10 protein-coding genes and 1 tRNA gene are annotated in these 12,232 nt (G+C 57.3%); 6 read left to right on the top strand and 5 right to left on the bottom strand.

Annotation, left to right across the window (positions count from 1 at the left end; all coding sequences use genetic code 11):
• The first annotated feature begins 30 nt into the window (after positions 1–30).
• Entirely contained in the window at positions 31–534 is a 504-nt protein-coding gene (locus tag Q0802_RS17185) for an SH3 domain-containing protein (RefSeq protein WP_298920558.1), read from the top strand.
• Between the two features lie 19 nt (positions 535–553).
• On the opposite strand, the gene Q0802_RS17180 is transcribed toward Q0802_RS17185, so the two are convergent.
• The gene (locus Q0802_RS17180; RefSeq protein WP_298920557.1) at positions 554–1,459 is read right to left on the bottom strand and encodes a haloalkane dehalogenase; all 906 of its coding nucleotides are present in this window, start codon (positions 1,457–1,459) and stop codon (positions 554–556) included.
• Between the two features lie 96 nt (positions 1,460–1,555).
• On the opposite strand from Q0802_RS17180, the gene Q0802_RS17175 reads away from it, so the two are divergent.
• Positions 1,556–2,551, top strand: coding sequence for an NADPH:quinone reductase (locus Q0802_RS17175; protein ID WP_298920556.1), 996 nt, complete (start codon positions 1,556–1,558; stop codon positions 2,549–2,551).
• Positions 2,552–2,681: 130 nt separating this feature from the next.
• Positions 2,682–2,756, top strand: a tRNA-Gln gene (locus Q0802_RS17170).
• 182 nt (positions 2,757–2,938) lie between these two features.
• Here the strand turns inward: Q0802_RS17170 and Q0802_RS17165 are convergent.
• From Q0802_RS17165 to Q0802_RS17155, 3 genes are read right to left on the bottom strand one after another with little or no spacing between them, the layout of a single operon-like run.
• Entirely contained in the window at positions 2,939–4,567 is a 1,629-nt protein-coding gene (locus Q0802_RS17165) for a recombinase family protein (protein WP_298920555.1), read from the bottom strand.
• A complete protein-coding gene (locus Q0802_RS17160) occupies positions 4,567–4,980 on the bottom strand; it encodes a DUF2924 domain-containing protein (protein WP_298920554.1) in 414 nt (137 codons plus the stop codon). Before Q0802_RS17160 ends, Q0802_RS17165 begins: the two co-directional genes overlap by 1 nt.
• Positions 4,977–5,240 carry a DUF3489 domain-containing protein gene (locus tag Q0802_RS17155; RefSeq protein ID WP_298920553.1) on the bottom strand — a complete coding sequence of 88 codons (264 nt, stop codon included), beginning with the start codon at positions 5,238–5,240 and terminating at the stop codon, positions 4,977–4,979. The genes Q0802_RS17160 and Q0802_RS17155 overlap by 4 nt, the downstream gene beginning before the upstream one ends.
• Positions 5,241–5,672: 432 nt before the next feature.
• On the opposite strand from Q0802_RS17155, the gene Q0802_RS17150 reads away from it, so the two are divergent.
• Positions 5,673–7,058: an IS1182 family transposase gene (locus Q0802_RS17150; RefSeq protein ID WP_298920552.1), complete on the top strand. Its 1,386-nt coding sequence runs from the start codon at positions 5,673–5,675 to the stop codon at positions 7,056–7,058.
• 394 nt (positions 7,059–7,452) lie between these two features.
• Here the strand turns inward: Q0802_RS17150 and Q0802_RS17145 are convergent, their stop codons facing one another.
• Positions 7,453–8,208: a hypothetical protein gene (locus Q0802_RS17145; protein ID WP_298920551.1), complete on the bottom strand. Its 756-nt coding sequence runs from the start codon at positions 8,206–8,208 to the stop codon at positions 7,453–7,455.
• Between the two features lie 164 nt (positions 8,209–8,372).
• On the opposite strand from Q0802_RS17145, the gene Q0802_RS17140 reads away from it, so the two are divergent.
• Positions 8,373–9,656, top strand: coding sequence for a CBASS cGAMP synthase (locus Q0802_RS17140; protein WP_298920550.1), 1,284 nt, complete (start codon positions 8,373–8,375; stop codon positions 9,654–9,656).
• Positions 9,640–11,433, top strand: coding sequence for a ThiF family adenylyltransferase (locus Q0802_RS17135; RefSeq protein WP_298920549.1), 1,794 nt, complete (start codon positions 9,640–9,642; stop codon positions 11,431–11,433). Before Q0802_RS17140 ends, Q0802_RS17135 begins: the two co-directional genes overlap by 17 nt.
• Positions 11,434–12,232 lie beyond the last annotated feature (799 nt).

Below are 12,232 nucleotides of genomic sequence, written 5' to 3'. Positions count from 1 at the left end.
AAGAGCAAAATACGAATAACGGGCGATGTCATGACCAAATTCTTCCTGTCGGCCCTTGCCGCAGCGCTTGTTTTTGCCGCTGCTGCCCAGCCTGCTCTTGCGCGGGACAAGGGCCCGGTCACGCATCTTCCCTTGCCGCGGTTCGTTTCCATGAAAGCCGCAGAAGGCAACGTGCGGCGCGGTCCGTCGCTGACCCATCGCATTGACTGGGTTTTCAAGCATCGCGATATGCCGCTGCGAATCACCGCAGAGCACGGGCATTGGCGCCGCGTCGAAGACCGCGATGGTCAGGGGGGGTGGGTCCACTACTCGCTCTTGTCAGGCGTGCGTACCGTGATCGTGGAACAGGACATGTTGCCTTTGCATATGCGGCCCGATCCGGAAGCCCCAATAAACGCGGCACTCGAAGCCGGTGTGATTGCACGGCTTGGCAAATGTGGTCCGGAATGGTGCCAACTGAAATCCGGCGGCTATCGCGGATGGGCCCCAAAATCACGCCTCTGGGGCGTTTCCGTGGAAGAGATCAGGGAATAACGAGGCTACCTACGCCGTCTCAGTTGGCCGCAATGAACTGATTTATGATCGCTGCCAGCTCCGGCCCGACATCTTCCTGAAGAAAATGCCCTGCTCTCTCCAGGATCACATGGGGCTGGCCCGCGGCCCCGGGCATCTCGCGTTGGAACGCGATTTCGCCACCAGCCATAACCTTGTCTTCAGCTCCGAACGCGGTGAGTACCGGAAGCTGCAAGCGGCGCAACACCTGCCATGCGGCGCGGTTAGGTTCTGATGCTGGATCATCCGGACGATCAGGCACCAGCATCGGGAATTCACGCGCGCCGGCCTGATAGGATGCATCCGGAAAAGGCGCATCATAGGCGGCGATCTCTGCCTCTGACAGTTTCGAAACCGTCCCGCCGCTGACAATTCTTCCGGCACGGAACTCCGGCGTTTCCTGAGAATAGCTGCGCCAACTTTCAAACGCCCGACCCATCGGCTGATCACCTGTCGGCAGCGCGGTATTTGCAACGACCAATCTGGCAAAGCGATGCGGCATCGCGGCAAGCAGCCGCAAACCTATCAACCCGCCCCAGTCCTGACAGACCAGCGTAATGTCCTGCAGGTCCAACTGCTCCAACGCATCCGCCATCCAGTCGACATGATGTTGATACGTATAATCTGAGCGTTCCACCGGCTTATCGGACCTGCCAAAGCCCACAAGGTCGGGGGCAACCACACGATGCCCCGCCTTTACAAAAACGGGAATCATATGGCGGTAGAGATAACTCCACGTCGGCTCGCCATGCATGCAGAGAATTGTGTTGGTCGCGGCGGGCCCTTCGTCCAGGTAATGCAGCCGCAACGCGCCACCCGATGTGTCATCGACGCCGAGGTAATTCGGCCGATAAGGAAAATCGGTCAAGCCGTCAAACCTTGCATCTGGCGTACGCAGCACCCGCATCTTGACCTTCCGAAAAATGAGTGCATCGCCTCTGGCATTCCTGCGATGCAAGGGTAGGCTAGTCTCGATCCGCCCAAAACACAAAGGAAGTTCGTGATGAAGGCAATTGTTTACGAAACATTTGGCGCAGCAAGTGACGTGCTGAAACTGATCGAAATTGACCCTCCCGTACCTGAGCCTGGTGAAGTCTGCGTGGAGCTGGTTTATTCCGGCGTGAACCCATCAGATGTAAAGGCGCGTGCCGGTTCACGGCCTGGCGTCACCAGACCCGCCTTCCCCCAGATCATTCCGCACAGCGATGGTTCCGGCGTTATCTGCGCGGTTGGACAGGGTGTCGCCCGGTCTCGGATAGGAGAACGGGTGTGGATTTGGAACGGGCAATGGCAGCGTGCTTTTGGCACCGCTGCAGCATCGATTTGCCTGCCCTCAGAGCAAGCCGTTTCGCTCCCTTCCAATGTCAGCTTCGAAACCGGTGCGATACTGGGAATCCCGGGATTGACCGCAGCTCACGTGGTGTTCGGGAATGGTCCGGTCTCGGGCAAGACCCTGTTGATCCAAGGCGGCGCGGGGACTGTCGGTCATCTTGCCGTAAAACTGGCCAAATGGGGCGGTGCAAATGTCATCGCGACAGCGCGCGGGGCGGGAATGGAACGCTGCCGACAAGCTGGTGCCGACACTGTTCTGGATTATAGCGCTACCGATCTTGCGCAACAGATACTGGATGCAAACAATGGGCAGCTGATCGAGCGGATCGTCGAGGTCGAATTCGGCAAAAACATTGAAACTGACACCGAAGTCATTGCCCCCAACGGAACTATTGCCGCTTATGGTTCTGCGCAAGAAATGTCACCCACCCTTCCCTTTTATCCGCTGCTTTTCAAGGCCGTCACCATCGACATCGCCTTGATCTATCTGCTGCCAGAGGATCGGCGCCGGCAGACTATTGATTGGCTACACACCGCCCTTGAGGCAAATGTGCTCGATTGTCCGGTAGAGGCGGTTTTTCCACTGACAAGCACGGCACAGGCACATGAAGCCGTCGAAGCCTCCGCCCGCTCCGGCGCGATTCTGATTGATGTTACGAAAGAGTAAGGTTGTCTTGCATGGCTTCGGAGCGTGATTGTCACCATGCAATTTGCTGAGCGTTCAGGATTTTTGCACCATTTTTGTCCAAAACGGGTCTTGCACGTCGGCGCACAGGGGCTTAATTACCGCCACACGTTGGGATGTAGCCAAGTGGTAAGGCAACTGTTTTTGGTACAGTGTACCGTAGGTTCGAATCCTACCATCCCAGCCACCCACTCCCGAGATTCTGACTGCCGAGCACTTGCCGCTTGATTGTGTCGTGTTTTCGGGCGCCTGGCACAGGCGGTTTCCGACAGAGACCCGCACGTGAGCGCAGATCGGGCCAGTTTCAGGCCCTGGTCTCTGTTTGCGATTCCGACGGTACGGGTTTGAGGGGTTGCGGAAGGTCTCAGCTTACAGCTTCGCGAACTTTGCGCGCTGTTCTGACCAGTCGGCGGGAACGCCTGACTTGATGAGACGGTCAGACGTCACACCCTCCGACTGCTCACCGGCTGCGATCGCATGCAGGATGTCTGGTGCGAGCATCGCAAGGTCGACAACATCCTGCACCCGGCGCTTTGATGTGCCCTCGGCCTGTGCGATCTCAGTGAATGTCTTTCCGGCAACAATCATCGCCATCCACCTCTGCGCTTTGACGATGTTCCGAACCAACGTCACATCGGCTTTGGGTGCCGCGTCCCCAAGATGCAGTTTCAGCTCGACACCGCGCCTGCGCATCCGGAATGGCGACATGAGGATCAGCTCTTCTGTGTTGATCAGGTCTGCATCACATTTAAGAACCGAGGCAAGTCTGGTCTGACACAACCGAACGGACACTTCTCCCTGGCTCATGTCAGCGCGTTCGATCAGATGCAGACATTCCGTGGTCTGCCGGATGGCATGCAGGCCAGCTGATCTGGCGGTGACCTCTGACGCGGGCAGATCCGGGATAAGCCGCATTGCAACATCCGGTCGCTTCAAATGCTGTCTGACCAGATCGGCAATCAGCCCCTCCAGCTGGTCTGCCGGCAAACGCCAGGCGTCCGGATGCTTCCGGCTCCGATCCTTCACCAACCTGTGAGAGATATAGTAGCGCAGTCGCCTGCCATTCTTCCGGCTGTCACTGGGCGTCAGGCGGTCGCCGGTTTCATCATAGAGTTTGCCGGCCAGCGGCGATCGTGTGACCCTGCGCTTTGTGCCACGGGCCGTTGCGGCTCCTTCTTTCAGCATCTGCTGGACCTGGTCCCAGGTCACCGGGCCGATAATTGCCGGATGCTGTCCGTTGTAAACCTGTTCCTTGTGCCGGATCCGCCCGGCATAGATCGGGTTGCTCAGGATGTGATGGATGTGGCTGCGATCAAAAGGGGTGCCGCCGGAGATACGCCCTGCCCTGTGAACGCGCTCACGTGACCTGAGGCCAAGATCCTCTGCGCGGTCTTTCACGACACGGATGAGACCATGTTCCAGATACAGTTCATAAAGAGCCCTGATGGTTTTCGCCTCGTCCGGTTCGATCTTCAGCGTCCGGCCATCCGCCTCGTAGCCGAGCGGGACAGTCCCACCCATCCAGAGCCCTTTGCGCTTGGAGGCCGCAATCTTGTCGCGGATGCGTTCCGCCGTGACTTCGCGCTCGAACTGGGCAAAGCTCAGAAGGACATTGAGGGTAAGCCGCCCCATGCTGGTGGCCGTGTTGAACGATTGGGTGACCGACACGAAGGACGCATCCGCCCGATCCAGACGCTCGACCAGCTTGGCGAAGTCGGCCAGAGACCGGGTCAGCCGGTCGATCTTGTAGACGACGATCTGATCCACACGTTTGTCGTCCACTGCCCGCATCAGACGCTGTAAGGAAGGCCGATCAAGATGACCGCCCGAGATCCCGCCATCGTCATAACAATCTGGCAGCAACTCCCAGCCTTCGTGCTTCTGGCTGGCGACATAGGCCTCACAGGCCTCCCGTTGCGCATCCAGCGAGTTGAAGTCCTGCTCCAGACCCTCCTCCGAGCTTTTTCGGGTATAGATGGCGCAGCGGATCCGACGCATCACTGTACGCCGAAGAACCGCGGGCCGGACCAGTGCGCACCGGTGATGTGTCTGGCAATGGCCGACAGCGATCGCCATGGTTTGCCATCCATGACATAGCCACTGTTTGTCACCTCGACCTGATACGTTCGCCCGTTCCATTCCCGGACAAGATGCGATCCCGGTTTTGCGATCGTGGGGGCGATCTTGCCAGTTGCGATCCGGTTCAGGCGGTGCGTGGTTTTGGCTGACACACCGCCCAGCGCCCTGTTTTGCGCTTCCCAGATCAGCACCCGCTTCATAAACTGCGGCGAGAGGTATTTTGGCGGCGAGCGCCCAAACATCTCTTTCCAGCGATAAAGACACTCCGCGCGATCATAGGCTTCGATCTCAGCCATCCGCACCGTTACCTGATCAGCCCGGCCCGTGCTCATTGGCTGCCGCTTTCTTCAACAATCCGGTACACCGATCCTTTGTCGGTATTGCTGCGGACGATCACAGATCCGGATTTGCGTTGTGCGGAAATGGCAGCCCGTACCGTGTGGGGTTGCCAGTTGAAGGCCTTCTGGATCTGCGCAATTGATGCGCCGGACCTGCGGGCCAGCAGCTTTCGAAGCTCAGCCTGGCGCGTGGGTCTGGCACGGGCACGACCTGATACGCCGCTCCGTTGGTTGGAACTGTGGGTTGTCGTCATTCGGCTCTCCACTCTGCAGGCAAAGGCCAATCCCTCGCCCTGTACTGAGTGGAGCCCGGCAGTGTCCGGGCGGCTGAATATGTCGACAGTACCGCTCTGCAGCGCTCAGAAGTCCAGCCGTTTATAACCCGACGGACGGATTATGTTGAAAAACTCTGTTTGCTCCGAAAGGTGGCAAGAAATTTCTCCATGGGGCGCCAGTCGGGAATTTTGGCGCGGGGGCGGCCAAATCGATGCTTTGACGATGTGTCGATCTCCTACAGCCGTCTCCGCGCAAATCGGGCGAACTTTTCCGGTGCAACGGATTCTGAAGGAGAAATAAGAGAGCGGATTTTCGGGTTCTTCTCGCGATCGGCGTATTTTGTTGAAAAACTCGGGCTTGATCGAAACGTAAGTCGCTGATTCAATTCGTCCTATAGGGAGGGATTGAGGATGATGGGACCGAAGCAGGAAGCGCAGGCGGCACTGTTTTATGAGTTCTCGCTGGAAGATCATGTCCCGCAAGATCACCTGCTCCGCTCAATTGATCGGTTTGTCGATCTGGACAGCATTCGCGCGCATCTGGCGGATTTCTACAGCTATACTGGGCGTCCATCAGTCGATCCCGAGTTACTGATCCGGATGCTTTTGGTTGGCTACTGCTTTGGGATCAGGTCTGAACGACGTCTTTGCGAAGAAGTTCATTTGAATCTTTCCTATCGCTGGTTCTGCCGCCTTGACCTGAACGACCGGGTGCCGGATCATTCGACGTTTTCCAAGAACCGCCATGGCTGTTTCCGTGACAGCGAACTGCTGCGTCATATATTCGAGACGACAGTGGCGCGGTGCATCGCGGAAGGTCTCGTCAGCGGCCAGCGCATGGCTATTGATGCCAGTCTGATCGAGGCTGATGCGAACAAACAGAATTCCACGCCAAAGGAAGAGTGGGACGTATCAAGCATTGATCCAAAAGATGCGCCTCGCGCGGTTCGCGAGTATCTCGACACTCTGGATGAGGCGGCATTCGGCGCGGCGAGCGAGGTGCAGCCAAAGTTCACGTCGCATTCTGACCCGGCCAGCCAGTGGACGGCAGCACGCAAAGGGCCAGCATTCTTTAGCTATTCTGACAATTATCTGATCGACACAGACCACGGTGTGATCGTCGATGTCGAAGCGACCCGCTCAATCCGACAAGCGGAGGTCGGATCAACCAAAACGATGCTGAAACGGGTCAAAGCAAAGTTCGATCTGCATCCTGAACGTCTGATTGCCGATACCGCCTACGGCACCGGGCCATTGCTTGGCTGGTTGGTTGATCGCCAGATTGCACCACACATCCCAGTCTTCGATAAGTCTGGCCGCAATGACGGAACGTGGACACGTGCCGACTTCGAATGGGATGCCACGAACGACCAGTACATCTGTCCAGAGGGACATGCTTTCAAGCAGTTTCGTCGCAACTATTCCGATCCAAACCGAGGGCCAACGGGAAAAGGCACTACGCGCTATCGTGCTCTCAAGGAGGTCTGCCAAGCTTGCCCGTCCAAATCCAAGTGCTGTCCGAACGCCGACGCGCGGAAGATCACGCGAGAAGAAACTGAAGACGCCCGCCAGGTCGCGCGCGACATCGCCAAAACCAAGCAATACGCGATCTCCATGAAGCTCAGGAAGAAGGTCGAGATGCTTTTTGCACATCTCAAACGTATCCTAGGACTGGGTCGCCTCCGATTACGTGGACCATGCGGCGCAAATGACGAATTCCTCCTCGCTGCCACAGCTCAGAACATCCGGAAACTAGCAAAGATCTTTCCTGCACCGCAGCAAACGCGCAAAGCCTGATCAGAAAGGCGCTTGCACCACGCTCAAAACACTACTTTCTGCGCTCGCAACACGTTGTTTTTCCACAGAATTGGCGGGAAGTGTGAGTTCGCTGCACATGCGAGATCGCTCCAACGGAGAGATCAAAGCGGCCATTCAAGGATGCGGATGCGCCGCTCAAATTTTGCAGTGGACATAAAGGCCAGAAATGCGCAGGAGGCGGACTATACGAAGCTTCGCGAAGTGGCGGCTCCGGCGCCCAAACCTACCTACCGTGCTGCTGTTTCGCATCGGTCGGCAGCTGTTGTGAAATAGCCAACGACACGGATATCCGACTTAGACAGTTGGCAACGGATCAATAAACACGAAGGCTCTCCGTCGCAAAACCAGTAGGATTGCTAGCAGAAGATGGACATCATGGATCGAGCCGCGCCTTTTCTTCCAGGGCATAATCGCGAAGGGTCTTCGAGGAAACTTTCGACGGCGCCACTCGGCGTAATCTGAGACGGCCAGCCGTATTCAGCCCTTCGATCCAGCTTCGCCTCGTCCAATAGACACCTTCGAGGCTATTCGGAGAATGCGCATCATAAACGAGGTCGGCTGCCCCCATGTGGCGTTCTTCGTCCGTGGCCGAGGGGTCTTTGGTTTCCTGCTCATACACATAAGCGAGGTGAATGCGTGGCGTATGCTGGCACTTCCAGGGGCGTGCGGTGATTGAGTAAGACGTAGCGTCCATGGAACTCAGCCCCGTCGCAAGCCTTAATGAGTACAACGAAGCGGTAATCTCAACCGCGATGGCATCGTGGCGCTCCGCTGTTTCGTAGAGTTCAGCAAGGTCGATTACGCTCTCGGTAGTCGCCGCGTTCCGCATCTTTTCAATCGTCGGCCAGTTCGATGCAGTCGTCCCGACCCACACACCATTAAGGTCCGGGAACACCGTCCGGTTGAGCACAGGCATCGTTCGCCAAAGGAACCGCCATGGTGCCCAGTAGGCCGTGAGGCCGAAGACAATACCGAGTAACGTAAGAACAGCCACTGGCAGGTAGCGGATGACCACCGAGTCGGAAACCGTCACACCAACCCAAGCGCCGAAATTGTCTGCATAGACGGCAAGTCCGACAACGATCATCAGCGCCGTACCCAGAGTTTTCCATGGCAATAGTGCATACATGTTTTGTTCTCCTACACTTCGGGACACCCACCTCTTGGAATCAGGTCGGAAAAGCCATATATGTTGCGGGCTTACGACTCTCTAGCCGCTACATGGTGTTGTCCCATCCGACAGGCTGAAAGTCCAGTTGATGTTTTTGGCCATTAAAACGAGAAGGGAACATTATGCCGGTGAACGCACATAAAGCGCTCAACAGTGCCAACGAGAGCTGCTACGTCAAGAAGCTCAAGCTTCCCAAGGAGCGTGAAGAAGAGCTGCGCGCGGTCCGTGACGAGTTGCGAGACGCGATACGTTCGGGACTGAAGGACTGGACCGACCGATTTCCTATAACCGAAATGGTCACGCGTGATGCGATCGTTGCACTCAACTCTGAGCAGGCGGATATCACCGAGGCTTTCGGTCGGCCGAAGTTTCGGATGCAGGGAAGCTTTTCATACTCCACAGTGAACGATCCGGCGAAGGGCAAGACGCCGCCGCTTCAGATCGATCTGGACGATGGCATGTTCCTTCCGACACGTTACATCAATCGCGACGGTGCTCTTGCACCTTCTGTTGCGGCAGATGGCTACTTCAAAGCCGTCGAGCAGCTTGTATCAGATGTTTGCGAAAAGAACGGGTGGACGCTCAAAAAGAAGACATCTTGCGTTCGTGTCGAGATTGACCGGGAGGCGCACGTGGACATCGCGCTCTACGCTGTTCCGGAGAAAGAATTCGTAACCTTGGTCGAAACGGCGATGGCCCAAAACCGTGTGATCAGGGATGGTTTCATGGATTTGCGCGATGATGACTTTGCCAATGAAATCTATGGTCGGCTCTCTGCTGACCAGATGCGTTTGGCCTGCCGCGGCGATGACGGGTGCGGCAAGTGGATCCCGTCCGACCCGCGAAAACTTGAAGACTGGTTCCGGGATGCCGTGAGGGATCACGGAGACCAAGTTCGCTTCGTCTCTCGCTACCTGAAGGCCTGGCGGGACGAGCAGGATCTGGTTGGCCTTGCGTCGATAGCTCTCATGTGGGCGGTCGTTGAAGTGTTCAAGAACCATCAGGGCTATAAACCATTCAACGGCCGCGATGATCTGGCCCTTCTTGCCGTGGCGCGCGCACTCCCCGACATCTTGCGCCAAGAGATACCGAACCCGGTTGTCCCGGGTGAGCGCCTTGACCAAGGATGGAGCCATACAGACCGCCAGATATTTGCTTCAGCTGCAATGGACTTGGAGGCGCAGCTGGAAGCGGCGCTGATCAGATCGAGCACGCCTCAGGCCACAGTGCGGTATATGTTAGACGCCCTCGGTTCGAGATTTCCGACGGATGTGAGCCTTCTCGTTGACGACGCGGCCCAAGTGGGGGGAACCCTTGCTGCTCCGGAGACACTGACCAACAACTTTCTTGAAACCAAGGACGAGCGGCCTGCGGTGAAGCTGGGCGGAGATGAACGCTACGCCTGATCTTGCTGGCATGAGCGATGTGCTTGGTAGTGTCGGTCGGGCTGCTGAGACCCAATGGCGCGGACAGAGACTTACTGCCGACGATCTGCGACGTCTGCCAAAGGGGCCTTGGGTCGCAGGTTGGCGCTTCAGGGTAGCGGTCGAGCCAGACGTTGTGGAGGTAGACTTGGTGTTCGACGCCGTCTTCCCCTGGTCGGCACCACGGCTCTACATGCGATGCCCGCCGGCGCTCGGCACTCTTCCACATCTGGAAGCAGATGGGTTCATCTGTGCCTTTCCCAGCCGAACCCCGGTAGATCCTGCCAATCCGGTCGGGATTGCACGTGCCTACCTGAAGAGGCTGTTGGAGCTTGCGGCGGATTGGTCGAATCCAGAATTCATCGAGCGCGAAATCTCCGACGAGTTCTTATCCTATCTTGGGCGCAAGAGCGCGCCACGGCCGATCCGATCGCTGTTGGCGCCGAGCGAGTACGCTGGGCCCATGGCTTACTTATGGAGAGGCCGAACGGGTATCGTTCTATCTGATAACTCGGAACACTTGATCGAATGGCTGAATCGTCGGCATGGACGCCAGACGCGGCCCTGGGTGTTCGAGCAAGCGGTGGTCCTGAGACCGGATGCCTTACCCAACCCGCAAGAACTACCCGGCAATGCCAAACAACTATTGGACATGGCGGCACCGGGAGCAGAGCGGGATGCTTTGATCAAGATGCTTATGTGCGGTCCGGGTGCCTTGGTGGTGACTGTCGCGCTGCCGACGCGACCACATGCGACGATGATTGCGTATGAGATCCCAGGCGCGCGGAAGGAGACCGAGCGCGGGCGCAAGCATGTAACGGCCGGGTTCAGAGCCAAGAAGATGTCGCGCGAGGTTTTGATCCAACGGCGAGCCAGTGCATCTTTGAAAATTTCACCTATGGAGGTGGAGCGTCTTGATGCGGCATGGGTGCATGGGCGAGACCAACTGCCGGAAGTGCGAGCACTTCAAGGCAAGACTGTCACTGTGTTGGGATGCGGTTCCCTTGGATCTGGGGTTGCCACACTTCTAGCGAAAGCGGGTGTGGGTGGGCTAAATCTAGTCGACCCCGAAGTACTCGCGAGTGAAAACACATCCAGACACGACCTGGGTATGTCGGACGTGGGGCGCTGGAAGGCGGACGCGTTGGCTGATAGGTTGCGCAATGAGTTCCCACATCTCCCAAATGTGCGTGAATATCATGTCCGTTGGCAGACGATCGCGGAAACTGAACCGGAGGTCTTGCGCAGCTCGGACATCATTCTCGTTGCGATCGGCTCCTGGATGGATGAAGGTGCGTTCGAAGCATGGCGTCTTGCCCAAGATCGTCCGCCTACGGCGATCTACGGGTGGTTGGAGCCGCACGCAGTTGCCGCGCATGCAGTGTCGATTACGGAAGGCGGGCCATGTTTTGGGTGCGGCTTGAGCGAGTTCGGGGATAGCCTGCTTCGTGTCGCCGAATGGACGGAAAGCACGACGACGCGGACGCATCCCGCTTGCGGAGGTGCTTTTCAACCCTATGGAGCATCGCAACTTGCGCGCGGTCACGGTCTGATAGCTGATCTTTGCCTTGAGCAACTAACAGGCGACCCGACCCATGTTCACAGGATTTGGTCCGGTCCTACTCGCGTACTCGGTGCTGTCGGCGGAAACTGGTCCGAAGAATGGAAGAAGTTCGTAGGTCGGCCATGCGAGGCCGGTGGGGAGTTCGAGCGCTCGTGGACCCGTCGCGATAACTGCTGGATTTGCGAAAGCTCATGATGTCTGCTTGGGTATGCGAACACCTCGAACTTCGATATAGCCTTGCGCCTAAAGCGGTCGAGGTGTTGTTGAAGCACCGCCAATTGAGGTGGAAAGATCGTGAAGCCGGTGGCCCGCTTTTCTCCAATGCACCAGGGCGGCGCTGTACAATCGATGTAGCGTCCGGACCTTTCCCTCAAGACCGTAGAACTCGGCATGGTTACATTCCCCACCGGCCGAGCGTGCAAGCTGATATTCTCCAAAAGCATGGATCGGGCCTTCACTTTATCGGAACTTGGCACACGCATCCATCGCCGCGGCCAACCGCGTCGTCCCTGGATGCTAGGTCCATTCTCAATCTCTACAGAGAATCAGATCACGATCTTGACGCTTTCATCATGTTGATTGTGGGTACTGACGGTGATCCAGCGACGTGGGAGCTATCTGCGCAAGGTACCTTCGGCAAGGTCGTTCTCACCGCGAAATCATTGACCGGGAGCAAGGCTTTTGGTGCGGGAGGCCACGAGATCGACGGCAAATGTCCAGACCAGTATAGCGAACGAGACGGCTAACTCTCTTTGGTGTCTGGTTCACTTACACTGCCCCCGTTGGATTTAGGGCTTAGAACGACCGGCTTGTCCACACGCTGGTCGTTCAGCCGGTACTCAACTTCGAGCAAGTAGCGAACGGCTGCTATGCGGGCTGCGACTGCAGCATCCGAAAGGTCCGCTGGAGGTCGGCTAATGGGATGTACCGGCTGCTTCACCCAGCAGGTTAGGCTTTGCCTATTTCTGCAAGATGGAGAAGTAGCATGGCGAAG

Source organism: uncultured Roseobacter sp. (assembly GCF_947495275.1).
Classification (GTDB): domain Bacteria; phylum Pseudomonadota; class Alphaproteobacteria; order Rhodobacterales; family Rhodobacteraceae; genus Roseobacter.
This window is presented reverse-complemented; position numbering and strand designations above follow the sequence as displayed.

Bases quoted from the DNA above. Each gene is read 5' to 3' on its own strand.
- Q0802_RS17175 (WP_298920556.1), top strand. From the start codon at position 1,556: ATGAAGGCAATTGTTTACGAAACATTTGGCGCAGCAAGTGACGTGCTG.
- Q0802_RS17150 (WP_298920552.1), top strand. From the start codon at position 5,673: ATGATGGGACCGAAGCAGGAAGCGCAGGCGGCACTGTTTTATGAGTTC.
- Q0802_RS17140 (WP_298920550.1), top strand. From the start codon at position 8,373: ATGCCGGTGAACGCACATAAAGCGCTCAACAGTGCCAACGAGAGCTGC.
- Q0802_RS17145 (WP_298920551.1), bottom strand. From the start codon at position 8,208: ATGTATGCACTATTGCCATGGAAAACTCTGGGTACGGCGCTGATGATC.
- Q0802_RS17185 (WP_298920558.1), top strand. From the start codon at position 31: ATGACCAAATTCTTCCTGTCGGCCCTTGCCGCAGCGCTTGTTTTTGCC.
- Q0802_RS17155 (WP_298920553.1), bottom strand. From the start codon at position 5,240: ATGACGACAACCCACAGTTCCAACCAACGGAGCGGCGTATCAGGTCGT.
- Q0802_RS17135 (WP_298920549.1), top strand. From the start codon at position 9,640: ATGAACGCTACGCCTGATCTTGCTGGCATGAGCGATGTGCTTGGTAGT.
- Q0802_RS17165 (WP_298920555.1), bottom strand. From the start codon at position 4,567: ATGCGTCGGATCCGCTGCGCCATCTATACCCGAAAAAGCTCGGAGGAG.
- Q0802_RS17160 (WP_298920554.1), bottom strand. From the start codon at position 4,980: ATGAGCACGGGCCGGGCTGATCAGGTAACGGTGCGGATGGCTGAGATC.
- Q0802_RS17180 (WP_298920557.1), bottom strand. From the start codon at position 1,459: ATGCGGGTGCTGCGTACGCCAGATGCAAGGTTTGACGGCTTGACCGAT.